29 protein-coding genes are annotated in these 25469 nt (G+C 41.5%); 28 read left to right on the top strand and 1 reads right to left on the bottom strand.

The genetic code is table 11. From position 1 onward, the window contains the following. Positions 1–106 precede the first annotated feature (106 nt). Positions 107–1258 carry a 30S ribosomal protein S1 gene (gene rpsA, locus NSS80_RS11500; RefSeq protein WP_024422818.1) on the top strand — a complete coding sequence of 384 codons (1152 nt, stop codon included), beginning with the start codon at positions 107–109 and terminating at the stop codon, positions 1256–1258. A 14-nt stretch (positions 1259–1272) separates the two neighbouring features. Further along, the gene (gene fni / locus NSS80_RS11495) at positions 1273–2328 is read left to right on the top strand and encodes a type 2 isopentenyl-diphosphate Delta-isomerase (protein ID WP_208946474.1); all 1056 of its coding nucleotides are present in this window, start codon (positions 1273–1275) and stop codon (positions 2326–2328) included. A 17-nt stretch (positions 2329–2345) separates the two neighbouring features. Here fni and NSS80_RS11490 read toward each other — a convergent pair whose 3' ends face one another. Next, entirely contained in the window at positions 2346–2477 is a 132-nt protein-coding gene (locus NSS80_RS11490; RefSeq protein ID WP_073206119.1) for a YpzI family protein, read from the bottom strand. Between the two features lie 180 nt (positions 2478–2657). Here NSS80_RS11490 and NSS80_RS11485 point away from each other — a divergent pair, with 180 nt between their 5' ends. From NSS80_RS11485 to hisC, 26 genes are all read left to right on the top strand, one after another. Beyond that, positions 2658–3200: a hypothetical protein gene (locus NSS80_RS11485; RefSeq protein ID WP_024428085.1), complete on the top strand. Its 543-nt coding sequence runs from the start codon at positions 2658–2660 to the stop codon at positions 3198–3200. Then, entirely contained in the window at positions 3197–4081 is an 885-nt protein-coding gene (locus NSS80_RS11480) for a YIEGIA family protein (RefSeq protein WP_024422816.1), read from the top strand. The genes NSS80_RS11485 and NSS80_RS11480 overlap by 4 nt, the downstream gene beginning before the upstream one ends. A gap of 6 nt (positions 4082–4087) precedes the next feature. Continuing rightward, entirely contained in the window at positions 4088–4282 is a 195-nt protein-coding gene (locus NSS80_RS11475) for a hypothetical protein (protein ID WP_008344527.1), read from the top strand. A 159-nt stretch (positions 4283–4441) separates the two neighbouring features. Further along, positions 4442–5752 (top strand): ribosome biogenesis GTPase Der, encoded by a 1311-nt coding sequence (gene der, locus NSS80_RS11470; protein WP_024422815.1) that lies wholly within the window; start codon positions 4442–4444, stop codon positions 5750–5752. Between the two features lie 14 nt (positions 5753–5766). Next, positions 5767–6804, top strand: coding sequence for an NAD(P)H-dependent glycerol-3-phosphate dehydrogenase (locus tag NSS80_RS11465; RefSeq protein WP_024428086.1), 1038 nt, complete (start codon positions 5767–5769; stop codon positions 6802–6804). Positions 6805–7070: 266 nt separating this feature from the next. Beyond that, positions 7071–7274, top strand: coding sequence for a DUF2768 domain-containing protein (locus NSS80_RS11460; RefSeq protein WP_024422813.1), 204 nt, complete (start codon positions 7071–7073; stop codon positions 7272–7274). Positions 7275–7292: 18 nt separating this feature from the next. Continuing rightward, positions 7293–8018 (top strand): hypothetical protein, encoded by a 726-nt coding sequence (locus NSS80_RS11455; RefSeq protein ID WP_024428087.1) that lies wholly within the window; start codon positions 7293–7295, stop codon positions 8016–8018. Positions 8019–8222: 204 nt separating this feature from the next. Further along, positions 8223–9701, top strand: a complete 1479-nt coding sequence (gene spoIVA / locus NSS80_RS11450; RefSeq protein ID WP_008344534.1) for a stage IV sporulation protein A — start codon at positions 8223–8225, stop codon at positions 9699–9701. 374 nt (positions 9702–10075) lie between these two features. After that, positions 10076–10354 carry a non-specific DNA-binding protein Hbs gene (gene hbs, locus NSS80_RS11445; protein WP_003215863.1) on the top strand — a complete coding sequence of 93 codons (279 nt, stop codon included), beginning with the start codon at positions 10076–10078 and terminating at the stop codon, positions 10352–10354. Positions 10355–10544: 190 nt separating this feature from the next. Beyond that, complete coding sequence (gene folE / locus NSS80_RS11440; RefSeq protein ID WP_003215789.1) at positions 10545–11114, top strand: GTP cyclohydrolase I FolE; 570 nt, start codon at positions 10545–10547, stop codon at positions 11112–11114. Positions 11115–11138: 24 nt separating this feature from the next. Further along, positions 11139–11369 (top strand): trp RNA-binding attenuation protein MtrB, encoded by a 231-nt coding sequence (gene mtrB / locus NSS80_RS11435; RefSeq protein ID WP_008344541.1) that lies wholly within the window; start codon positions 11139–11141, stop codon positions 11367–11369. Between the two features lie 114 nt (positions 11370–11483). Next, positions 11484–12251 (top strand): heptaprenyl diphosphate synthase component 1, encoded by a 768-nt coding sequence (locus NSS80_RS11430; RefSeq protein WP_061109295.1) that lies wholly within the window; start codon positions 11484–11486, stop codon positions 12249–12251. A gap of 3 nt (positions 12252–12254) precedes the next feature. Beyond that, positions 12255–12959 (top strand): demethylmenaquinone methyltransferase, encoded by a 705-nt coding sequence (locus NSS80_RS11425; protein WP_024422810.1) that lies wholly within the window; start codon positions 12255–12257, stop codon positions 12957–12959. A 24-nt stretch (positions 12960–12983) separates the two neighbouring features. Beyond that, entirely contained in the window at positions 12984–13946 is a 963-nt protein-coding gene (gene hepT, locus NSS80_RS11420; RefSeq protein ID WP_061109294.1) for a heptaprenyl diphosphate synthase component II, read from the top strand. Between the two features lie 129 nt (positions 13947–14075). Next, entirely contained in the window at positions 14076–14522 is a 447-nt protein-coding gene (gene ndk, locus NSS80_RS11415) for a nucleoside-diphosphate kinase (protein ID WP_024422808.1), read from the top strand. 146 nt (positions 14523–14668) lie between these two features. Then, positions 14669–15448 (top strand): protein-glutamate O-methyltransferase CheR, encoded by a 780-nt coding sequence (locus NSS80_RS11410; protein WP_034280426.1) that lies wholly within the window; start codon positions 14669–14671, stop codon positions 15446–15448. Positions 15449–15521: 73 nt separating this feature from the next. After that, on the top strand, positions 15522–16694 hold the full coding sequence (gene aroC, locus NSS80_RS11405; protein WP_024422806.1) for a chorismate synthase: 1173 nt from the start codon (positions 15522–15524) through the stop codon (positions 16692–16694). Continuing rightward, positions 16694–17785, top strand: a complete 1092-nt coding sequence (gene aroB, locus NSS80_RS11400) for a 3-dehydroquinate synthase (protein ID WP_342498316.1) — start codon at positions 16694–16696, stop codon at positions 17783–17785. The genes aroC and aroB overlap by 1 nt, the downstream gene beginning before the upstream one ends. Beyond that, the gene (gene aroH / locus NSS80_RS11395) at positions 17782–18165 is read left to right on the top strand and encodes a chorismate mutase (RefSeq protein WP_024422804.1); all 384 of its coding nucleotides are present in this window, start codon (positions 17782–17784) and stop codon (positions 18163–18165) included. Before aroB ends, aroH begins: the two co-directional genes overlap by 4 nt. Before the next feature lie 231 nt (positions 18166–18396). Then, the gene (gene trpE / locus NSS80_RS11390; protein ID WP_046311614.1) at positions 18397–19944 is read left to right on the top strand and encodes an anthranilate synthase component I; all 1548 of its coding nucleotides are present in this window, start codon (positions 18397–18399) and stop codon (positions 19942–19944) included. Next, complete coding sequence (gene trpD, locus NSS80_RS11385; RefSeq protein WP_342498315.1) at positions 19916–20938, top strand: anthranilate phosphoribosyltransferase; 1023 nt, start codon at positions 19916–19918, stop codon at positions 20936–20938. Before trpE ends, trpD begins: the two co-directional genes overlap by 29 nt. After that, positions 20931–21683 carry an indole-3-glycerol phosphate synthase TrpC gene (gene trpC / locus NSS80_RS11380; protein WP_025093058.1) on the top strand — a complete coding sequence of 251 codons (753 nt, stop codon included), beginning with the start codon at positions 20931–20933 and terminating at the stop codon, positions 21681–21683. Before trpD ends, trpC begins: the two co-directional genes overlap by 8 nt. Beyond that, positions 21680–22348 carry a phosphoribosylanthranilate isomerase gene (locus NSS80_RS11375; RefSeq protein ID WP_041117825.1) on the top strand — a complete coding sequence of 223 codons (669 nt, stop codon included), beginning with the start codon at positions 21680–21682 and terminating at the stop codon, positions 22346–22348. Before trpC ends, NSS80_RS11375 begins: the two co-directional genes overlap by 4 nt. After that, positions 22329–23528, top strand: a complete 1200-nt coding sequence (gene trpB, locus NSS80_RS11370; protein WP_041117824.1) for a tryptophan synthase subunit beta — start codon at positions 22329–22331, stop codon at positions 23526–23528. Before NSS80_RS11375 ends, trpB begins: the two co-directional genes overlap by 20 nt. Next, positions 23525–24328, top strand: coding sequence for a tryptophan synthase subunit alpha (gene trpA / locus NSS80_RS11365; RefSeq protein ID WP_041117822.1), 804 nt, complete (start codon positions 23525–23527; stop codon positions 24326–24328). Before trpB ends, trpA begins: the two co-directional genes overlap by 4 nt. Positions 24329–24339: 11 nt before the next feature. Beyond that, the gene (hisC, locus tag NSS80_RS11360) at positions 24340–25437 is read left to right on the top strand and encodes a histidinol-phosphate transaminase (RefSeq protein ID WP_034623462.1); all 1098 of its coding nucleotides are present in this window, start codon (positions 24340–24342) and stop codon (positions 25435–25437) included. The last annotated feature ends 32 nt before the right edge of the window (positions 25438–25469 follow it).

The following is a 25469-nucleotide window of genomic DNA, read 5'->3' as shown; positions in this document are numbered from 1 at the left end:
ATGTTTCTATAATACATATTCGGCTGGCAATCATCATGCTTAAGACACATATTCGCCCAGTCGTTTTAACTAAGCTGTGTAGGTTTGGACCAAGGAGGTTATCGAAATGACAGAGGAAATGAATCAAATCGATGTTCAGGTACCAGAGGTTGGAGATGTAGTGAAAGGGATTGTTTCTAAAGTTGAGGACAAGCATGTCAATGTAGATATCGTCAATGTGAAACAACCTGGTATCATCCCAATCAGTGAATTATCAAGTCTTCACGTTGAAAAAGCATCAGATGTCGTGAAAGATGGCGACGAGTTAGAGCTTAAAGTAACAAAGGTCGAAGACGATGCTTTGATTTTATCTAAACGTGCTGTTGATGCAGACCGCGCTTGGGAAGACCTAGAGAAAAAGTTTGAAACAAAAGAGGTATTTGAAGCTGAAGTAAAAGACGTTGTAAAAGGTGGTCTTGTCGTTGACATTGGTGTGCGCGGATTTATTCCTGCATCTCTTGTAGAAGCACACTATGTAGAAGACTTCACAGATTACAAAGGGAAAACACTCTCACTTGTCGTGGTAGAACTTGACCGCGAAAAAAATCGCGTGATTCTCTCGCACCGTGCAGTCGTTGAGCAAGAGCAATTAGACAAAAAGCAAGACTTCCTGCAAAAGCTTGAAGTAGGCAGTGTGATTGATGGTAAAGTGCAGAGGCTTACTGATTTTGGTGCATTTGTTGACATTGGCGGCATTGATGGATTAGTTCACATTTCTCAACTATCCCATGCGCATGTTGAAAAGCCATCTGACGTAGTAGAAGAAGGACAGGAAGTCAAGGTCAAAGTACTTGCTGTTGATCGTGATAACGAACGTATCTCACTATCTATTAAAGAAACATTACCAGGACCTTGGAGCCAAATTGGTGAAAAGGTAAAACAAGGTGATGTGCTTGAAGGAACCGTTCAACGTCTTGTGAGCTTTGGTGCATTTGTTGAAATTCTGCCAGGTGTAGAAGGGCTTGTGCATATTTCCCAAATCTCTCATAAACATATCGGCACGCCGCAAGAAGTCCTTGAAGAAGGGCAGACTGTGAAAGTGAAAGTGCTTGATGTGAATGAAGACGAAGAGCGCATTTCACTAAGCATCCGTGATTTAGAAGAAAATCCTGAAAAACAAATCGAAGAGGATTATCGTCAATATCAGGCGAAAGAAGAAAACACAAGCGGATTCCAGCTTGGTGACCTGATCGGCGATAAACTCAATAAACTAAAATAATTTGGTGATCAAAATTGACGCGAGCAGAAAGAAAGAAGCAGCATATTGAGCATGCGCTGTCCACTGGCCAGCATGCAGCAACAGGTTTAGATGATGTTTCCTTCGTTCACGCCAGTTTACCAGATCTTGCGACATCACAAATTGATACACATACGACAATTGGCGGACTGACTTTCGGTTCGCCAATTTTTATCAATGCAATGACTGGCGGAGGCGGGGAATCCACCTATGAGATCAACCGCTCTTTATCGATCGCAGCGAAGGAGACCAATATCCCAGTAGCAGTTGGATCACAAATGGCTGCACTGAAAGATAAAGAAGAAAGACGAACATATGAAGTCGTTCGTAAAGTCAATCCGGATGGAATTGTATTTGCGAATTTAGGCAGTGAAGCGACAATGAAGCAAGCTCAAGAAGCAGTCAACATGCTCGAGGCAAATATGCTCCAAATTCATCTGAATGTCATCCAAGAGATTGTCATGCCTGAAGGCGATCGCGATTTCAGGGGGGCGCTTGAGCGGATTGCAGCTATCGTTGAATCTGTTGGTGTGCCTGTTGTTGTAAAAGAAGTCGGATTTGGCATGAGTAAGGAGACGGCAGAAAAGTTATTCCATGCTGGGGTTGCAGCCGTTGATGTAGGCGGATTTGGTGGAACGAACTTTTCTAAGATTGAAAATCTCCGCCGCCAAAAAGCACTTCGTTATTTTGATCAATGGGGAATTCCAACTGCAGCGAGTCTTGCTGAAGTACATACAGCCTTTCCGAATCAAACGATTTTAGCCTCCGGAGGTATTCAAGATGCTCTTGATGTAACCAAATCAATGGCTCTTGGCGCATCTGCTGCTGGTCTAGCTGGATTTTTCTTAAAATCATTGACCAGTGGAGGAGAAAGCGGCCTCATCGCAGATATCATGGAACTTCAAGAAGATATCAAGATGATGATGACAGTGCTTGGCGTGAAGACGATTGAAGAACTGAGACAGGCTCAAGTTGTGATCTCGGGGGAAACAAGTCATTGGCTCAAAGAAAGAGGCGTTGACACAACGTACTATAGTAAGAGAGGCATGTGATGATCACATGCCTTTTTTTATTGATTTCTTTTTCGAGCGCTTTCTGGACCTTCTAATGCTGTTGCACCCTTATGATGAATGGATTGATCGCGGTCAGATTCCACTCTTCTTGACGCCTTTAAACGCTTTTCCTGTCTATCTTTTCCCATCATGTATCCCTCCTCAGGTTATTAGGGTGTCACCTCTTGCTTATTTCATACAAAGCCGGTAACGATCCGCATGTTTAAAAATTGGAGATTTTCCCATAATGTAATTGAGGTGATGAGGCGTTGGAGGCTTTGTACTATTATTGGTCTATATGGTTCGTTTGGATTATGGTGACATTTATCATGGAAAAAAGTTTGTGGCGCACCGTGCTGGGCTTCTGTGTACTTGTCCATATTATATTCAGTCATGTCATGATATCCGTTTTAGATATAAGCATCAATGCGGGTTTCTTGATGACTTTTTTATATGCATGTGCTGCTTTCGTCATATTCAGGCCTAGTTACCGAATGATGAGAATCATGCAATTGGGCTCGATGGTGAGTGCGTATGCCTTTTTTATGATATTTGCATTATATGACCCTGTTTGGTTCACGATAATAAAGGTGGATTGGGTCGTATTTGCCCTGCTGATCTTAATGTGTATGACATATGGACAGCCGTTAACGGAAAGAATCACCTTATGGATGATGTCAGTATGTCTTGGCGAAGCCCTTTATGCGCTGACGATTCACCGCCTCACATCATCAATTGTCATAGGGGATCTCTCTTTTCTTTCCTTCGTGGTACAAGGAGCCGTCTTCCTATTAGGTGTCGATCAGTTTGAAAAGCTCTTGAACGCCCGTTCATCAAGAAAATCAGTAAAAGGGGCTGCAAAATCAACATGACAGATTATACGTTTCCTGTGATTATTGGTGTCATCTTTGGGATGGCGGCCAGACTTTACATGTTAAGAACGGATTACCGGCAATACCCTACGTATATTCATGGACAAGTGATTCACATTGCACTTGGTTTTATTGCGTCAGGATTAGGTGCGATCATTATGCCTGCACTAATTCAGGAGGAATTTACAGCGATTACCTTTCTCACTTTGGCAGCCACGCAATTTCGAGATGTCCGAAATATGGAAAGAAATACGTTAACCCAAATGGATTCGTATGAGCTTGTCTCACGAGGCAGTACATATATAGAAGGCATTGCCATTGCCTTTGAAAGTCGAAATTATATTGCGATTCTCACTGCACTTATTACAACGACAGCCTGTATTTTCTTCTCGCTTGTTGTTGGAACAGTAGTCGGTATTCTTTGTTTTTTCATGGCAAAGCTATTAATGTCAGGCAGTCAATTAAAGGATATCGTCAGCATTCAAAAAGGGGAACTTCGCTTTGATGGGGCAGGGCTTTATGTGAATGATATATACATTATGAATATCGGACTGCCTGAAAAGCAAAAGCTCATTTTAGAGCATGGGATGGGTTTTATTTTGACGCCGAAAAATTTCAACTCTGCTACAACGATTGCTAACCTTGGACAGCGGCAAGCCATTTTATTTGATTTATCGAACGTGCTTGGCGTGTACCGCGATTCTGGTGAACCATCGCTCTGTCCACTCGCAAAACGTGATCTGAATACCGGTACACTTGGTGTGTTCATTTTACCGCAATGGCAGCGTGAAGATTTGGCTGTCCGTGTATTAGAAGAGGTGCCTATTTTAGAAAATGCCATAAGAATGCCGACAGATTTCATTAAAAAGAAAGTGAGGTAATAGGGCATGGCGAACACCATTGAACAATTTATATTGGCTGTGGCAACAACTAATAAAGAGCGGGTCATTGGCGGAACAGCGGTTTTTTTCTGTGAAAATAAAGAAGAGCTCGACATGTATGCCATGAATTTAGAGGCCATTTTAGATGGAATTGCACACGGCATTGGAGAAGATCTTTACTTGATTGTCAAACATTTTTAAGTTATTCATTGTGGTCTGATTAAAAATTGATATAATATATAAGTTGAACCCTTCATGTTTGAAGGGTTTATTTCATAAAACTGAATGAAAATTATAAATCCCGGTTGAAACATGATGATGAACATATTGAATCGCGGCTGGATTGAAAGGAAGGGTACTATGGGTAAACCTGTCGTAGCCATTGTTGGAAGGCCCAACGTTGGAAAATCTACAATTTTTAATCGAATCGCAGGCGAAAGAATATCGATTGTAGAAGACACACCTGGTGTAACAAGAGATCGAATCTATAGCTCTGCTGAATGGTTAAATTATGACTTTAATTTAATAGATACTGGTGGAATTGATATTGGAGATGAGCCATTCTTGGCGCAAATTCGCCATCAGGCAGAAATCGCAATGGACGAAGCGGATGTCATTATCTTTATGGTGAATGGCCGAGATGGTGTGACATCTGCGGATGAAGAAGTCGCAAAAATTTTATATCGCACGAAAAAGCCAGTTGTACTTGCTGTCAATAAACTGGACAACCCTGAAATGAGAAGCGACGTGTATGACTTTTATGCACTCGGATTTGGCGAGCCGTATCCGATTTCTGGAACACACGGATTAGGTCTTGGTGATCTGCTTGATGCAGTGGCAGAACATTTTAAGAATTTACCGGATACGCAATATGATGAAGAAGTTGTCCAGTTCTGCTTAATTGGCCGTCCGAATGTAGGGAAATCTTCTTTAGTGAATGCGATGCTCGGAGAAGACCGCGTTATTGTCAGCAACATCGCTGGTACAACAAGAGATGCTGTCGATACGATGTTTACGTACAATCAGCGTGACTTTGTCATTGTTGATACAGCAGGTATGAGGAAAAAAGGGAAAGTATATGAAACAACAGAGAAATACAGTGTACTTCGTGCATTAAAAGCCATTGACCGCTCTGATGTTGTCGCAGTTGTACTTGACGGCGAGGAAGGCATTATTGAGCAGGATAAACGAATTGCTGGATATGCACACGAAGCTGGTAAAGCTGTTGTCATCATTGTGAACAAATGGGATGCTGTTGAAAAAGATGAGCGCACGATGAAGGAATTTGAGCAAAACATCCGCGAGCATTTTCAATTCCTTGATTATGCACCTGTCTTGTTTATGTCTGCTCTTACGAAAAAGAGAATTCATACATTAATGCCGTCCATTATCACAGCAAGCGAAAACCATGCAATGCGCGTTCAAACCAATATTTTAAATGATATCATCATGGATGCGGTGGCGATGAATCCAACGCCGACCCATAACGGACAGCGCCTAAAGATTTACTATGCAACACAGGTGGCCATTAAGCCTCCTTCCTTCGTTGTGTTTGTCAACGATCCAGAGCTTATGCACTTTTCTTATGAGCGTTTCCTAGAAAACCGCATTCGAGATGCATTTGGTTTTGAAGGAACACCAATTAAAATATTTGCGAGAGCGAGAAAATAAAAAGGGTGAGCAGGATGAAGAAAATTTCAGTACTTGGAGCAGGCAGCTGGGGAACAGCACTTGCGCTTGTATTAGCTGATAATCATCATGATGTACACATGTGGGGACATAGACAAGAGCTCATTGATCAAATCAATGAGAAACATGAAAATCATGATTACTTGCCAAATGTCGAACTGCCAGCGTCTATTCAGGCGACAACCGATATGAAGCAGGCTTTAGAGGGGACAGAGGCGGTTATTGTCGCTGTGCCAACAAAGGCCATTCGTGAGGTATTGAAGCAGGCAAATGAGCTGATCTCATCGAAGGTGCCATTTGTCCATGTCAGTAAGGGAATTGAACCAGATACACTTCTTAGAATTTCTCAAATGATTGAACAAGAAGTCCCATCTGAGAAAAGAGAGGCTGTCGTTGTCCTATCAGGACCGAGTCATGCAGAAGAAGTAGGTCTGCGTCATCCGACAACTGTCACTGTCTCGTCAGAAAACATTGAAGCAGCTCAATTTGTTCAAGATTTGTTCATGAACAATCATTTTAGAGTGTACACCAACCCTGATGTGATTGGGGTGGAAATTGGCGGCGCATTGAAAAATATCATTGCTCTAGCCGCTGGTATCACAGACGGACTTGGATATGGTGACAATGCAAAAGCGGCGCTTATCACAAGAGGACTTGCTGAAATCGCACGTCTTGGCACAAAAATGGGAGGGAATCCCCTTACATTTGCTGGATTAACAGGCGTTGGCGATTTGATCGTGACATGTACAAGTGTTCATTCGCGTAACTGGCGCTGCGGGAATTTACTCGGTAAAGGATATAAGCTCGAAGAAGTGCTTGAAAAAATGGGCATGGTTGTCGAAGGCGTCCGCACAACAAAAGGCGCTTATCAGCTCTCCAAAGAATACAAGGTCAGCATGCCGATCACAGAGGCTCTTTACGGCGTCCTGTTTGAAGGGAAAAAGGTGGACGATGCTGTAGAATCATTGATGGCACGTGTGAAAACACATGAGATGGAAGACCTTGTGAACATGTTTGAAAACCAAACAAAATAAAAGGAAAGACTGAACTTAGGCATGTAGAGGATGCAAGAAGGGGAAGACTTGCATAACATAGCAATGAAGTTTGAATAGAGCTTTGCCTCTACAGAATGAGGAAAATAGTCGATCCAATGACTGAAGCAGAGTCCCCCTCTTTGCTTCAGTTTTTTTATGCGCTTTTTTCTGAATGATTGGAAAAATGATTGATATTTACCTTATTTTTGGTTTAAAATGAAATATAAACGCTTACAATTCGTTCGTTTTGAAGGGGGACAGGCACGATGAGTTTTGCTTTAATCAAGATGTGGTTTGCGCTTGGTTCAATGGGGCTCATGTTTTTAGCCGTAGTAACCATTTATCTCAGCAGGTTTAAGCTGAAAAGCAAATTTCTTAAAATAACGGCCTCGACCGTTGCATACAGCTTGATGCTGATATCAGGTATCATTGTGTTTTTAGTTGTCTTTAGCGGACCGGTCAATGAATAAAGAAAAAGGAAGAATGTGATGATCAAAGCAAAAGTCAGTGTCACACTGTTAGCACTTATTTTATTAACAGGATGTCTGTATCCAGAAAATCGCAAAGCTGAGAACCGGGTGCCATACGAAGAGCAGCTGCAAAGTGTACAGACAGCGATTGAGGAATTTCAAAAAGCAACAAATGGTCTTTTGCCTATAGAAACGAAAGAAGCAGACACGCCGGTTTATCAGAAATATGTCATCGACTTTAAGCGCTTGTCACCAAGATATTTACACGATGTACCGTCTACATCTTATGAAGGCGGGGGCGAATATATTTATGTCCTCACAGACGTCGAAAAGAAACCCACTGTGAAACTGCTTGATGTCAAAATGACACAGACCATCAATGAATTACGGCTTAGAATCAAGATGTATCAAGATGAACATACATATCCGCCATACGGCAAAGTCGTATCAGCCAATTTATATACGTTAAATGAAAAAAAACTAGGATTAAAATCGCCGCCTGCGGTGATAAGTCCTGTGACAGGGAATTCCCTCCCACTACTGATTTCATCAAACGGTGACATCTATGTGGACTACCGCAGTGATTTTGCTCACATTTTGAAGAATACGAAGCAAAAGCTGAAACCAGGTGAAAACATTCAAGATGTATATTGGCAGGAAACCCCGTTTGTACCCGCGTTTTCTGTCCCATATACCATCAACAAAAAAGGTGAGCCTGCCTTTTTAGAAAAAAAGACGTCATAAACAAGAATGAACCTTTTTCCTCTGCATATAAATGAGGAGAAAGGTTTTTTTATGGCTAAACTTACTCTCAAAACAAAAAGGTGTCATATTCAAATAGGACAACGTCATACACATATATTGTCCAGACACCTTTCAAGCACAGTTTGATTGAAGAATAGAGTATTTAATTTGAAAACGAGGATAGCAAGTCCGGGAGGGGATCACTTGGAAAAAGTCGATATTTTCAAGGATATCGCTGAACGAACAGGAGGCGATATATATTTAGGAGTCGTTGGCGCTGTTCGTACAGGGAAATCTACGTTTATTAAAAAGTTTATGGAGCTCGTGGTGCTCCCGAATATCAATAATGAGGCAGATCGTGCAAGAGCACAGGATGAATTGCCGCAAAGCGCAGCAGGAAAAACCATTATGACCACAGAGCCAAAATTTGTACCGAATCAAGCAGCATCAATTCACGTGAGTGACGGCCTTGATGTCAACATCAGACTTGTCGATTGTGTGGGATACACTGTCCCTGGTGCGCGCGGGTATGAAGATGAAAATGGCCCAAGAATGATCAATACGCCGTGGTATGAAGAGCCAATCCCGTTTCATGAAGCAGCGGAAATTGGTACACGCAAGGTCATTCAAGAGCATTCAACAATAGGTGTAGTCATTACAACAGATGGTTCCATAGGAGAAATTCCAAGACATGATTATATTGAATCTGAAGAACGTGTAATTGATGAACTCAAAGAGGTTGGAAAGCCGTTTATTATGGTCATTAACTCTGTGAGGCCATATCATCCTGAAACAGAAGCGCTCCGGCAGGAACTTAGCCAAAAGTATGATATTCCAGTACTCGCCATGAGCGTAGAAAGTATGAGAGAGCAAGACGTACTCAGCGTTCTTCGTGAAGCATTATATGAATTCCCAGTTCTAGAGGTGAATGTGAACCTGCCAAGCTGGGTGATGGTGCTAAAAGAAGATCACTGGCTGAGAGAGAGCTATCAGGATTCAGTAAAGGAAACTGTAAAGGATATTAAAAGATTAAGAGATGTCGACCGTGTCGTTGGTCAATTCAGTGAATTTGATTTTATCGAAAGAGCGGGTTTAGCAGGAATTGAAATGGGTCAGGGGATTGCGGAGATTGACCTGTATGCGCCAGATGATCTATATGATCATATTTTAAAAGAAGTGGTTGGTGTAGAAATTAGAGGAAAAGACCATCTTCTAGAGCTCATGCAAGACTTTGCTCATGCTAAGACAGAATATGATCAAGTATCAGACGCATTAAAAATGGTGAAGCAGACTGGTTACGGGATTGCAGCGCCAGCGTTATCAGATATGAGTTTAGATGAGCCAGAAATCATTAGGCAGGGATCAAGATTCGGCGTGAGATTAAAAGCGGTCGCTCCATCTATTCATATGATCAAAGTAGATGTAGAGAGCGAATTTGCACCGATTATCGGAACAGAAAAACAAAGTGAAGAGCTCGTCCGCTACTTAATGCAAGACTTTGAAGATGATCCGCTTTCGATCTGGAATTCAGATATATTTGGCCGTTCCCTCAGCTCCCTTGTCAGAGAAGGCATTCAAGCAAAGCTGTCTCTCATGCCGGAAAACGCAAGATATAAGCTGAAGGAAACGCTTGAAAGAATCATTAACGAAGGATCAGGCGGTTTGATCGCGATTATTTTATAGCAAGTGAGACCTCTCATTGATGGGGTCTTTTTTTTGCGTGTAGAATGAGTCATAAAAAGACAATTGTATAAAGATTAGTCAGATTCAGGCTGAAATTAGGAATATTCGTTCGCAAAAGTGCCCTTAATCCTTGACGAATAAGGATTCTTCCCTTTAAAATGCTTGATATGGTATTTCATATGTGTTAATCTACTTACAGAAAATCTTCACTTTGTTGGACAAACATTCCTTCAAAGAGATGTTTTCTAATGAAAAGCCATGTATAACGCTTTCTAGACGCTCTTTTTTTCTGAAAAAGGGTATAGAAAGAAGATGAATTGTGAAGAAATGATAACAATCTACTGAATGCATATTTTTGGGAGGAGGTGAAAGGCATGAACAAGACAGAACTTATTAACGCGGTTGCTGAAGCAAGCGAGTTATCTAAAAAAGACGCGACAAAAGCAGTTGATTCTGTTTTTGATACAATTTTAGATGCACTTAAAAATGGTGACAAAATCCAACTTATTGGTTTTGGTAACTTTGAAGTACGTGAGCGTTCAGCTCGTAAAGGACGTAACCCACAAACTGGTGCAGAGATCGAAATCCCTGCAAGCAAAGTACCTGCTTTCAAACCAGGTAAAGCACTTAAAGACGCGGTGGCAGGTAAATAATCGTTATGTGTAATGATCCTGTTGAAGGAGTTATACATATACAGTTTCACACTGGTCTAGAAAAGCCCCTTTCATAAGGGGCTTTTCCTTTTGAATCAAAAGGTTCGTTTAGAACGCTCTCCTTTGCTTTTAGGATCTGAAGTGTGCTAGAATCTGAATGAAATGTAATCGCCTTTGGAGGATATAATACATGAGTGAAATAAATAAAGAATTAATCGAACACGCAGTACGCGATATATTAAAAGCAATCGGAGAAGATCCGGATCGTGAAGGACTTCTTGATACCCCAAAACGAGTCGCAAAAATGTATGAAGAAGTGTTCTCGGGATTAAATGAAGATCCAAAAGAACATTTTAAAACCATTTTTGGCGAAGACCACGAAGAACTCGTCCTTGTAAAAGATATTGCTTTCCATTCAATGTGTGAACACCACCTTGTGCCTTTCTACGGGAAAGCCCATGTCGCTTATATTCCGCGCGGAGGAAAAGTAACGGGACTTAGTAAGCTGGCAAGAGCTGTAGAAGCCGTGGCTAAACGCCCGCAGCTTCAGGAACGCATTACATCAACCATTGCAGATAGTATGGTGGAAACACTTAATCCGCATGGCGTGATGATTGTCGTTGAAGCAGAGCATATGTGTATGACGATGCGCGGAGTGAAAAAGCCAGGCGCTAAAACAGTCACATCAGCAGTCCGCGGCACATTTGCAAATGATGCAGCCGCAAGAGCAGAAGTGCTTTCCTTTATTAAAAACGACTAATTCAATAGATGGAAGGTGAACAAAATGAGTGAAAATAAAGCATCTGATTTTGTGGTGATTAAAGCCATTGATAATGGTGTAAACGTCATCGGCCTAACAAGAGGCTCTGATACAAGATTTCACCATTCCGAGAAACTCGATAAAGGTGAAGTGATCATTGCACAATTTACTGAGCATACGTCAGCGATCAAAGTAAGAGGCGATGCTGTCATTCAAACAAGCTTTGGCGAAATTCAAAGCGAAGCAAAGAAATAAAGAACTTGTAGCACTTGATAGCATAAAAGTGAGAGCTGATATGGTATAATAAATCTCTATACAATGTGCAGGTCTACATATGAAACTGTAATTTTTGGGACAAGGGTGATATCTTTGCAAGACATCTACGGAATTTTATCTAATCTAAATATAAAATTAAATAAAAAGCTTTCTCATCCTTATTTGGCGAAGCATTTACGCGCACCACTCATCGATGAAGATAAGCTCCTTCTTTTTCATGCAATGTTTGAAGAAGCTCAAATTGATGCAGAGAAAAAAGAAAATTATATTTTAACGGCGATGCTTGTGCAAATTGCCCTTGATACCCATGACGAAGTCACAACTGCTGCAGCCATCAAGCAAGACGAATTCAAAAATCGTCAGCTGACCATCCTGGCAGGAGACTATTTCAGCGGTCTCTATTATTCTCTTCTCTCTGACATGAAAGACATTTATATGATCCGCACGCTCGCTACGGCGATCAAAGAGATCAATGAACATAAAATTAGACTGTATGACCGGTCCATTCAAGATGCAGCGCACTTTTACAAAAGTGTAGCTACAGTTGAATCTGCGCTTTTCCAAAGGATTTCTGAGCACTTTCAATTAACGCATTGGAATGAGATTGCAAGTCGTTTTCTTGTTTATAAACGCTTTATGAAACAAGCAGAAAATGACAAACATTTAAAACTTTTTTTGAACGATCGTTATACGGACGCCTATTCGTGTTTTGACAATTTTGAGAATGAAGGCTATGAAAAGGCCAAACGACCGATCAAGGAGCATCTTGTGTCATCTCCGGTCGTTCAAAAAGAGCTATTAAATCGCTTGGATCATATGAAAAATGAGCCTGCGTACCATCAGAAAGTGGAAGAAGGGTAAGTCATGCAGCAATCAAAAGAACAGCGAGTACACGGTGTATTTGAAAAAATTTATAAAAACTACGATCAAATGAACTCTGTCATCAGCTTTAAACAGCATAAGAAATGGCGCGATAAAACAATGAAACTTATGAATGTGCAAAAAGGCTCTAAAGCATTAGATGTATGCTGCGGAACAGCCGATTGGACAATTGCGCTTGCAGATGCTGTTGGAGAAAAAGGTGAGGTCAAAGGCCTTGATTTTAGCAAAAATATGCTGAGTGTTGGAGAAACGAAGGTGAAGACTGGGGGCTACAAACAAATTGAATTGCTTCATGGCAATGCGATGGAGCTTCCTTTTGAGGACAACTCATTTGATTATGTCACCATCGGTTTTGGACTTAGAAACGTTCCTGATTATTTAACGGTGCTAAAGGAAATGACAAGAGTAGTGAAGCCTGGCGGAATGGTTGTCTGTCTTGAGACATCACAGCCTGAGATGATCGGTTTTAAACAGGGCTACTACATCTATTTCAAATACATTATGCCGCTCTTTGGTAAACTGTTTGCCAAAAGTTATCAGGAGTATTCATGGCTTCAAGAATCAGCCAAAACGTTCCCTGGCATGAAAGAGCTGGCGGCTCTGTTCGAAGAGGCCGGGTTGTCTGATGTCTCGTATCATCCATTTACAGGCGGTGTAGCAGCAACACATATCGGAAAGAAGCTTTGAATAAACGATATTTGGGTGAAGATAATGAAACTAAAAGCAATGATCTCTTTTTTAAATCATGATATCGATATAATTGAAAAAGAGCTTGAACAAACCGTTCGCTCTGATTATGCATTATTAAGTGAAGCAGGTCTTCATTTGCTGCAAGCGGGCGGAAAACGAATCCGCCCCGTTTTTGTTCTCCTTTCAGGCATGTTTGGTGACTATGACATTAATAAAATTAAATATGTTGCCGTTGCCCTTGAGCTGATTCATATGGCATCACTTGTTCACGATGATGTCATTGATGATGCAGAGCTGAGAAGAGGCAAACCAACCATAAAGGCAAAATGGGATAACAGAATTGCCATGTACACAGGGGATTATATGTTTGCGAGATCACTTGAATACATGACAAAAATCAATCACCCAATGGCACATGAAATTTTGTCAAAAATGGTTGTTGAGCTTTGTCTTGGTGAGATAGAGCAAGTGAAAGATAAATATAATATGGATCAAAACCTGCGTACATATTTAAGAAGAATCAAACGAAAAACAGCCTTGCTTATTGCAGGCAGCTGTCAATTAGGCGCCATTGCAGCAGGAACAGATGAAAAAACACATAAAGCCCTCTATTGGTTTGGATACTATGTCGGCATGTCCTATCAAATCATTGATGATGTCCTTGATTTCACATCAACTGAAGAAGAGCTGGGCAAGCCTGTCGGAGGAGACCTTTTACAAGGGAATGTCACACTCCCAGTCTTATATGCACTGAAAAATCCGACACTAGAAGGCCAATTGAAGCTGATCAATAGTGAAACGACGGAGAAGCAGCTGAAGCCTGTCATTGAAAGCCTCAAACAAACAGATGCGATTGACCGCTCGATTCGAGTGAGTGAAATGTATTTGAAAAAAGCTTTTGAACAGCTCGACAAACTTCCTCGAGGACGAGCGAGAACGTCCCTCGCCTCCATTGCAAAATATATTGGGAAACGAAAATTCTAATCAACGTGATGTTGATTGGTTTTTTTGTGAAATTTTTTGTCAAAAATTGATTATTATAAAAAAAAATGATACGATCACTTTGTAACAATGTAAGCCTATACATACATAACGACGGGGTGGAAAACGTATATGGACAAAACATTTCTTATGGTCAAACCTGATGGTGTGGAAAGACAATTAATCGGTGACATTGTGTCAAGATTCGAAAAAAAGGGGCTTCAGCTTGTTGGTGCAAAACTAATGAGTATACCAAAGGAAGTAGCAGAAACACATTACGGAGAGCATAAAGAAAAACCATTTTTCGGGGAATTGGTTGACTTTATTACGTCAGGACCTGTATTTGCAATGGTATGGCAAGGTGAACAGGTAGTAGACGTAACAAGACAGATTATCGGCAAAACAAATCCAAAGGAAGCGCTTCCAGGAACAATAAGAGGAGATTATGGATTGACTGTTGGGAAAAACATTATCCATGGGTCTGACTCACCAGAAAGTGCTGAAAGAGAAATTAACTTATTCTTCAAACAAGAAGAACTCACAAGCTGGGATCAAACCATCTCAAGCTGGATTTATTAAGATTCAAGCCAAGGTGTTCATCTAATGGGCACTTTGGCTTTTTTTTATATTGAACTTTCTGCACGAAATTTCGCATGAGAAGATACAAATTTTCGATAAAAACAGCTATACTAGGACAAAGATAGATGAGACAGGAGAGGACATTGATGGATCCATATCAAGTTTTTGTTGGAAAATGGAAAAAACTAACCGGGGTTGATCTAAATTTATATAAAGAAGCACAAATGAAACGGAGATTAACCTCACTTTATGATAAAAAAGGATATAAAAATTTTGAAGCATTCGCGGCCGCGCTTGAAAAGGACAGAGCATTATTAGATGAGACGATGGACCGCATGACGATAAATGTGTCAGAATTTTACCGAAACTATCAGCGCTGGGAAGTACTTGATCAAAAAATTCTGCCGCTGCTTTCGAAAAATGGCGGCACCTTAAAGATTTGGAGTGCAGCATGTTCGACAGGAGAGGAGCCATATACACTCTCCATGCTGCTGTCAAGCCATCCTCTTGTGAAAGACTTCCAAATTATTGCAACTGATATTGATGATAAAGTTCTGCAGTCAGCTCAAAAAGGCAGATATCATGAACGCTCTCTGCAAGAGGTGCCAGATCATATCAAGCAAAAATATTTCACAAAAGAAGATTCTTCATTTTACACTGTGAAGGATGAGGTTCGAAAGCATATTCAATTTAAGAAGCACAACCTTTTAGCAGATCCATATGAAAAACAGCTTGACCTCATCGTCTGCCGAAATGTACTGATTTACTTTACTGAAGAGGCAAAAGAAGAAATTTACTTAAAAATGAGCAGCAGTTTAAAACAAAATGGCGTATTATTTGTTGGTTCTACAGAGCAAATTTTTCACCCAGAAAAGTTTGGACTGACATCTGCTGATACTTTCTTTTATCAAAAGAAGGGTATGTAGCTGACTTTTTAGTAGCAAGTGTGTTATTATATTTTTACTTAAAAGCGTTAATGCGATGAAGGGAGATTGAGTCATGAGGTACTTAACAGCAGGTGAATCACATGGTCCACAACTGACCACAATTATTGAAGGAGTTCCAGCGGGACTTTACATAGAGCAGGATGACATCAATTATGAATTGGCTAGAAGACAAAAAGGTCATGGCCGCGGAAGAAGAATGCAGATTGAAAAAGACCAGGCGAAAGTGTTAAGTGGTGTTCGCCACGGGAGAACATTAGGTTCACCAATCGCACTTGTTGTTGAAAACAACGACTGGAAGCATTGGACAAAGGTGATGGGGGCAGAGCCGATCACGGAAGAAGAAGAAAGTGAAATGAAGCGTCAAATCTCCCGTCCAAGACCAGGACATGCGGATTTAAATGGGGCGATCAAATATGGACACCGTGATATGAGAAACGTATTAGAGCGCTCATCAGCCCGCGAAACAACTGTTCGAGTAGCAGCAGGCGCAGTTGCCAAACAAATCTTGGCGCATCTAGGGATTAAAGTAGCTGGCCACGTTCTTGAAATTGGCGGAGTGAAAGCAGCTCATACAGCATATGAGTCTATTGAAGATTTACAGAAGGTAACAGAAGAATCACCTGTTCGCTGCTATGACAGTGAAGCAGGTCAGAAAATGATGGATGCAATTGATGAAGCGAAGAAAAACGGCGATTCAATTGGCGGAATTGTTGAAGTCATCGTTGAAGGGATGCCGGTTGGGGTTGGCAGCTATGTTCATTACGATCGTAAATTGGACAGCAAGCTTGCGGGCGCTGTACTTAGTATCAACGCTTTTAAAGGGGTTGAATTCGGTATTGGCTTCGAGGCAGCCTCTAAAAACGGCAGTGAGGTCCATGATGAAATCATCTGGGATGAAGAAAAGGGCTATACGAGAAAAACAAATCGCCTAGGTGGTCTTGAAGGCGGAATGTCAACCGGTATGCCAATTGTCGTAAGAGGGGTTATGAAACCAATCCCAACGCTTTATAAGCCGCTTCAAAGCGTTGACATTGAAACAAAAGAACCTTTCTCTGCAAGTATTGAACGATCTGACAGCTGTGCTGTTCCTGCTGCAAGTGTTGTTGCAGAAGCAGTCGTTGCATGGGAAATTGCCAATGCAGTTGTGGAGCAGTTTGGCCTTGACCAAATCGACCGCATTAAAGAAAATGTTGAGAAAATGCGCCAGCTTCAGAGGGAATTTTAATGAAAACACTGGAAGTTAAGACGTCTTCAGCCACTTATCCTGTATTTATCGGTGATGGGATTAAACGCAATATCGTCGACTTGATAACTTCCACTGGGCATTCCTATACGAAGCTCTTAATCGTCACAGATGCAGCTGTTGATGCCATTTATGGGGATGAGATGGTTCGCTTACTTCAGCAGAAGTGGCCTGTGAACAAAGTGGTTGTGCCAAGCGGAGAGCAGTCAAAATCCTTTGCCGAATTTGAGCATATTCATACGAAAGCCATTCAATTTCAGCTTGATCGTTCCTCCTGCATCATTGCGCTGGGAGGAGGCGTGATTGGAGATTTGGCTGGCTTTGCTGCTGCCACTTATATGAGAGGCATTGATTTTATCCAAGTGCCGACGACGCTGCTGGCACATGATAGTGCAGTTGGCGGGAAAACAGGGATCAACCATCCGCTCGGTAAAAATTTAATCGGTGCGTTTCATCAGCCGAAAGCTGTGATCTATGATACTAGTATGCTTGAGACTCTCTCTCAAATTGAACGAAGATCAGGCTTTGCAGAAGTCATCAAACATGCACTGATTTCAAGTGAAGAATTTTTATCAGAACTCATGTCCATTCGTTCTTTGACGGATTTATCAAAAAGCGAGCTGGCACATATGCTGTATCAAGGCATTCAAGTCAAAGCGTCAATCGTTCAAGAAGATGAAAAAGAACAAGGTGTGCGTGCATTTTTGAATTTAGGCCATACACTAGGGCATGCCATTGAAGCAGAGTATGGATATGGCGTCATCACGCACGGAGATGCCATTGCAATCGGCATGCAGTTTGCGCTGTATGTGAGCGAAAAGCAGCTGGGGCTCAGCCTTAATCGTTTGGAACTAAAAGAGTGGATGAAAGAGCTCGGTTTCCCGGTCAAAGTCACAAAAGATATTTCCACGAAAACATTTGTTGACCGGATGATTGGTGATAAAAAAGCAAGAGGCGGCAGTGTTCAATTTGTTTTATTAAAACAGGTTGGAGACGTCACCTTACAGTCTTTCACAAAAGATGAGCTGCACTACTGGCTCGAAGAATGGAAACGGGAGGAGGGATGTCTATGATGTTTCGCGGGATACGTGGGGCTACAACTGTGATAGAAGATACAGAAACAGAAGTGTTAAATAAAACGAAACAGCTGCTAGAAGCGATCATTTCAAGAAACCAAGTAGATCCAGAACGTGTCGTGCAGATCTTGATTTCAGCTACACAAGATATTCACTCCGTTTTTCCGGCAAAAGCACTTCGTCAATTTGAAGGATGGACATATGTACCGGTTACTTGTATGCAGGAACTGGACATTGATGGCGGTTTAAAGCAATGTATTCGTGTCTTAATGACTGTCCAGACAGATACAAAGCAGGAAGACATACAGCATGTATACTTGGAAGAAGCTGTGACGCTTCGCCCTGATTTACAGTTGACAAAAAACAAGGAATTGTAATACGATATGAACAGCCGAAGTTTACACACAGGTGTAAACGGCATTGCAAGCTTAGAGAAGATGAGAATGAGACTAGGGTAGTTGAGATGAGTAGAGTTGAGCAGAGATACGATACTTCTATTTAATCATACTGCCTAAAAGAGTAACCCTCTTTTAGGCTTATTTTGTATACTCATACAAACCCTCTATATGTCCCCTCATTCTCCTTAATCCCATTTAAGGAGTGTGCTTATGAATTCCCAATCAAACCTGACCCAATTTTTAAAGGATAGTGAGTCCTACAAAACGATCCCAATTGTTGAAACCATTACAGTCGATACGCTCTCACCGATTCAAATTGTTGAAAAGCTCAAACAAGATATTGTGTATTTGCTAGAAAGCAAAGATGAGTCTTCCAGCTGGTCGAGATATTCCTTCATTGGATTGCATCCGTTTTTAACCTTACATGATGACCAAAACAAATACGTTGCACGTGATGCTGCGGGGCAGGAAGTCATGCAAAAGCAAGAGCTGAAAAAACTGCTGGATTGGATGAAAGAGCAATATCAAATCAAAACGCCAGATATTGATATCCCATTTACAGGCGGGGCTGTTGGGTACTTAAGCTACGATCTAATCCCAAACATTGAACCTTCTGTCAGGCCTCACCGCAGCGCATCGCTGGCAGAAAATTGCACATTATTTGTCTGCCAAACGATGATTGCTTTTGATCATGAAACAAATCATGTTCATTTTATCCAGTACACCCAGCTAACCGGACATGAAACAGAAGACGAAAAAATACGCGCTTACAAAGAAAATCAAAAACAGCTTGAACAGATGATTCACAAGCTTCATTCAAAGGTTGATATGAAAGAACTGATTTTATCAGGGAATATGAATGAGCCGCCGTCCTTTGAACATGTGACGTCAACCTATGAAAAAGCGCAATTTCTAAAAGATGTTGAAAAAATAAAAGAATACATTCGAGCGGGTGACATTTTTCAAGGCGTACTCTCGCAGCGCTTTGATATCCCTGTGTCAGTGAGTTCATTTGAATTATACCGCGTGCTTCGGATTGTGAATCCATCTCCTTATATGTATTTTATGAAATTAAAAGATCGTGATTTAGTCGGCAGCTCGCCAGAACGATTAATCCATGCCAAAAATGGGCATTTAGAAATTCATCCTATTGCTGGCACAAGAAAACGAGGAAGAACGATAGAAGAGGATGCTGAGCTAGCAAAAGAGCTGCTTGAAGATGAAAAGGAAAAAGCCGAGCATTACATGCTAGTGGATCTTGCCAGAAACGATGTGGGCCGTGTGGCAGAATACGGCAGTGTATCCGTACCTACCTTTACAAAAGTAGTGAATTTTTCACATGTCATGCACATCATCTCCATTGTGACAGGAAAGCTAAAGCGGGATACACATCCAGTCGATGCGCTCATGTCCGCATTCCCTGCAGGCACATTAACAGGTGCCCCGAAAATAAGAGCGATGCAATTATTAAATGAAATGGAGCCTGAGCCAAGAGAAACGTATGGCGGCTGTATTGCCTATATTGGATTCGACGGCAATATCGACTCCTGTATTACCATTCGTACGATGAGCGTCAAAAATCAGACCGCTTCTATACAAGCAGGCGCCGGCATTGTGGCTGATTCTGTCCCAGAAAATGAATGGGAAGAGACTTGTAACAAGGCAGGAGCACTTTTGAAAGCCATTCAGCTTGCGGAACATATTTTCTCAGAAAAGGAGAGTGTGCAGGATGAATCACCGACTATCAGCTCTTGTTAATGGAGGCTTTCTATCAGAAAATGAAGCAATTAAACTCATGCATGATATGATGAGCGGCTTTTTAACAGATGCTGAAGTCGCTGCGAGTCTCTCGATTTTAGCGCATAGAGGAGAAACCGCTGAAGAAATGACGGGTTTTGTGAAAGCTATGCGGCAAAATGCAGCACCAATGGAACGAGCGCTTGATGTAGTAGATACTTGCGGCACAGGAGGCGATGGACTCTCCACCTTTAATATATCAACTGCCGCTGCCATTGTCGCTTCCGCTGCTGGAGCCAAAATCGCCAAACACGGAAATCGATCAGTTTCTTCTAAAAGCGGGAGTGCCGACGTACTAGAGTGTCTTGGGATTCATATTCAATCCACACCAGAAGAAACAAGAAGACAAATACAAGAGAAAAACATGGGCTTTTTATTTGCACCATTGTATCATTCATCTATGAAACAAGTAGCCGCAGTCCGCAAGCAGCTCGGCTTCCGGACGGTATTTAATCTCTTAGGCCCGCTTTGCCACCCAATGCAAGCCAAAAAGCAAATCATCGGTGTCTACTCAAAGGAAAAGGCAAAATTAATGGCAGAAGCCCTTGCACCGTTAGAGCCAGAACATGTGCTGTTTGTTTGCGGAGAAGATGGACTGGATGAATTAACGATTACAGCAAATTCATATGTGATTGAACTCAAAAAAGATGTCATGACAGAATATACACTAAACCCAGAAGACTTTGGGCTGCAAAAAGGATATTTATCAGAAATTCAGGTCCAATCACCGGAAGAGAGTGCTAAATTGATTCAGAATATATTGAATCATCAAACAGAAGGGGCGCCGCTTCATATTACAGCCCTGAATGCTGGCGCCGCTTTATATGTCGCAGGGAAGTCAGAAAGCCTCATGGCCGGGACATTAAAAGCGATTGAAACGATTAAAAACGGCGCAGCCAAAGAACAATTGGCTCGATTAAAACAAAAAACGAGAGAGGAAGAGATCTATGCTTAATCAAATCATTGCCCGCAAAAAAGAACATATCCAAACATTGCAGTTACCAGTAGATGGACACTTTGAAAGACGATCATTTAAAGAAGCACTCATGAATCCTCATCGCTCAATTGGTCTCATTGCGGAGGTGAAAAAAGCGTCTCCTTCCAAAGGAATCATTCAACCGAATTTTGATCCTTTACAAACAGCAAAAGCTTACGAAAAATCAAACGCTGATTGCTTATCTGTTTTAACGGATGAACCGTTCTTTCAAGGGAAAAACGAATACTTATCCCTCATTAAAAAACACGTAGATCGTCCAATTTTAAGAAAAGATTTCATCATTGACTCCATACAGGTAGAAGAGTCAAGACGTATAGGGGCAGATGCCATTTTATTAATTGGAGAAGTACTTGAGCCGCAAAAGCTGCAAGAGCTCTATGCTGAAGCGAAAGAGAAAGGCCTTGATGTCCTTGTCGAAGTACATGCAGCAGATACACTGGAAAATATTTTAAAGTTGTTCACTCCTGAAATCATTGGAGTGAACAACCGGAATTTAAATACATTTACAACAACAGTCGAACAAACAAAAGAGATCGCACCCCTTGTTCCAAAAGATGTTTTACTAGTGAGTGAGAGCGGTATTCAAACATTTGATGATCTGGCCTTTGTGAAGAAACATGGAGCGGGTGCAGTTCTTGTAGGAGAATCATTAATGAGAGAACAATCACAAGAAAAAGCTGTTCAGACATTGTTTGGAGAATGAACAGGGTGAAGCCTTATGTAAAATATTGCGGGGCAGTATCACAAGATGATGTGGAATGTATTGCGCAATCTCACGCAGATGCCATTGGATTTATTTTTGCTCCAAGTAAAAGACAAGTCCAGCCAGATCAAGTGAAACAATGGCTCATCCAAACAAAGTGTGAGAAAAAAATTGCCGGTGTATTTGTAAATGAAAAGATCGAAAAAGTGTGTGAGATCACAAAACATATACCTTTAGATATCGTACAGCTTCATGGAGATGAAACGCAGGATGACGCTAAAGAAATCAAACAACAAACAGGGGCTGACGTTTGGAAAGTGTTCCACCACGAATCCAATATCACAAACACGCTTGAAAAAATGACGGCATTTGCGCCTGTTGTCGATGGCTTCCTTATTGATGCGAAAGTAAAAGGGATGAGAGGCGGCTCTGGAACAGCTTTTGCTTGGGAGGCGGTGCCTGCATACGTTCAGCATGCAAAACGGCTGGAGAAAACTTGCATAATTGCAGGCGGCATCACACCAGAAACGATAGCAGAGCTCCTTGCCTATGGTTCAGAAGCGATCGATCTTTCAAGCGGAATAGAAGAAAACGGAAAGAAAAGCAGCGCTAAGATCGAAGCGCTCGAAGAAAGGATGTTAAATGATGTACGCATATCCAAATGAGATTGGCAGATACGGAGAATTCGGAGGGAAATTTGTCCCGGAAACGCTCATGCAGCCACTTGCAGAAATCGAGCAGGCATTTCGTGAATTAAAAGAAGACCCTGCTTTTCAAGCAGAATATGTATCACTACTTCGAAACTATTCAGGCAGACCAACTGCGCTTACATATGCTGACCAATTATCAGCATACCTCGGCGGCGCAAAAATCTATTTAAAAAGAGAAGATTTAAACCACACGGGTGCTCATAAAATTAACAATGCGCTTGGTCAAGCCCTGCTTGCGAAAAAAATGGGGAAATCAAACATCATCGCAGAAACAGGCGCGGGCCAGCACGGAGTAGCTGCTGCAACGGTGGCCGCAAAGTTCGGGTTATCCTGCACGGTATTTATGGGAAAAGAAGATGTGGAAAGACAATCACTCAATGTCTTCCGAATGAAACTGCTGGGCGCTGAAGTCATACCTGTCACAAGCGGAAATGGCACACTAAAAGATGCAACCAACGAAGCCATCCGCTATTGGGTTCAGCACTGCAGTGATCATTTTTATATGATTGGCTCCGTTGTAGGCCCTCATCCGTATCCTCAAATCGTCAGCGAGTTCCAGCGGATGATTGGTGATGAAGCAAAAGAGCAGCTGCTTGAAAAAGAAGGAAGGCTTCCTCATAAAGTCATTGCCTGTGTTGGCGGCGGAAGTAATGCCATTGGAATGTACCGGGCATTTTTAGATGAAGAGGTAGATATCATTGGTGTAGAGGCAGCTGGAAAAGGAATCGATACGCCGCTCCATGCTGCAACCATCACGAAAGGAACCAAAGGTGTGATCCACGGGTCTTTGACATATTTAATTCAAGATGAATTTGGCCAAATTATTGAGCCATATTCTATTTCTGCTGGTTTAGATTATCCGGGAATTGGACCAGAACACGCATATTTACATGCGAGCGGACGGGTTGAATATGTGAGTGCGACAGATCAAGAAGCACTAGATGCACTAAAGCTGCTGACTGAAAAAGAAGGAATTCTGCCAGCAATTGAATCTGCACATGCGCTAGCCAAAGCGTTTGAGGTAAGCAAGACGATGAATGAAGACGAAATCGTCCTTGTCTGCCTGTCAGGAAGAGGCGATAAGGATGTGCATACATTAATGAACGTGCTCGAAAGTGAGGGGAAAACAAAATGATTAGATTTCAATTAGAGCAAGGCGAAAAATTATTTATCCCATTTATCACAGCTGGAGATCCGTCAGAAGACATCACGATTGATTTAGCTATCTCCCTTCAAGCTGCCGGTGCACATGCGATTGAACTCGGTGTTCCTTATTCCGATCCATTAGCAGACGGTCCTGTCATTCAAAGAGCCTCCAAAAGAGCTCTAAATCATGGCATGAATATCGTAAAAGCGATAGAATTAGCAGGGAAGATGAAAAAAAACGGTGTAAAAATTCCTGTAATTCTATTTACGTATTATAATCCTGTGTTACAATTAGACACAGAATACTTTTTCGCTTTACTGCGCAAAAATCATATTTCGGGACTCTTAACACCCGACTTGCCGTTTGAAGAGAGCAGCGAGCTGCAAAAGAACTGTCAAACACATGACATTTCATATATTTCACTCGTTGCACCAACAAGCAAGGAACGATTAGTAAACATTGTAGAGCAGGCAGAAGGTTTTGTGTATTGTGTTTCATCTCTTGGTGTAACAGGTGTCAGACAATACTTTGACGCGTCAATTACAGATTTTATTCAACAAGTGAAACAGCTGAGTCACATACCGGTTGCGGTCGGTTTTGGCATCTCAACAAGAGAGCAGGTAGACTCAATGAATAAACTGAGTGACGGTGTTGTTGTCGGAAGTGCACTTGTGAAAAAAATTGAAGAGCTTCATGAACAATTGCTGGCAAGTGATACACGTCAAGAGGCTTTAAGAGAATTTGAAACATATGCAAAAACATTTAGTCCCCTCTATTCATTCAAATGAGGTGAAACATTTTGCAAATCAAAGATCAATTAAAACAGCTAAAACCGTATCAACCTGGGAAACCAATTGAAGAGGTCAAAAAAGAATATCAATTAGACAAAATTGTGAAATTGGCTTCAAATGAAAACCCTTTTGGATGTTCTGTACATGCAAGAGAGGCAATACAAGCTGAACTCGAACATTTAGCGATTTATCCTGATGGGTACAGCGCAAGTTTAAGAACGGAGCTTGCTGAGTTTCTTCAAGTAAGTGAAAAACAATTAATTTTCGGGAACGGCTCAGATGAACTTGTGCAAATTATTGCGAGAGCTTTCCTTGACCAACATACAAATACCGTCATCCCATCTCCATCTTTTCCGCAATACCGTCACAATGCAGTGATTGAACATGCTGAAATTCGAGAAGTGCCTCTTTTAGAAGGAGGAGCTCACGATCTGAAGGGCATGCTGGATGCGATCGATGAAAACACGAAGGTTGTCTGGGTATGTAATCCAAATAACCCGACAGGAAATCATTTGTCAGAATCTGAGATTGTGGCGTTTTTAGATGAAGTGCCAGCTCACGTGCTTGTTGTTCTAGATGAAGCGTATTTTGAATACGTTCGTGCGGAAGATTTTCCAAACAGTTTATCTTTATTACACAATTATCAAAATGTCATTGTCCTTCGAACGTTTTCTAAAGCATATGGACTTGCAGCGCTTCGAGTAGGCTACGGAATTGCATCAGAAGAGCTGATTACTGCCATTGAACCAGCGAGAGAGCCGTTTAATACCAGCCGTATCGCTCAGGCAGCTGCTCGTGCAGCGATCAAAGATCAAGATTTCATACAATCATGCAGACAAAAAAACGAAGCAGGTCTCAAGCAATATCAAGATTTTGCAGACCGTTTTGGACTATATATCTATCCATCTCAAACAAACTTTGTGCTGATTGATTTTAAAAGAGATGCAGATGAATTGTTCAATGCATTATTGAAAAAAGGTTACATTGTTCGTTCCGGAAAAGCACTTGGTTTTCCGACTTCTTTACGTATTACCGTCGGAACAGAAGAGCAAAATGAAGACATTCTAAGTACACTTGCCGATTTACTGCAAGGCATTCGTGCGTAGCATAACCATAAAGTCATATCCTAAGGCAGGAT

Source organism: Bacillus sp. FSL M8-0350 (assembly GCF_038593345.1).
Lineage (GTDB): Bacteria > Bacillota > Bacilli > Bacillales > Bacillaceae > Bacillus > Bacillus safensis.
This window is presented reverse-complemented; position numbering and strand designations above follow the sequence as displayed.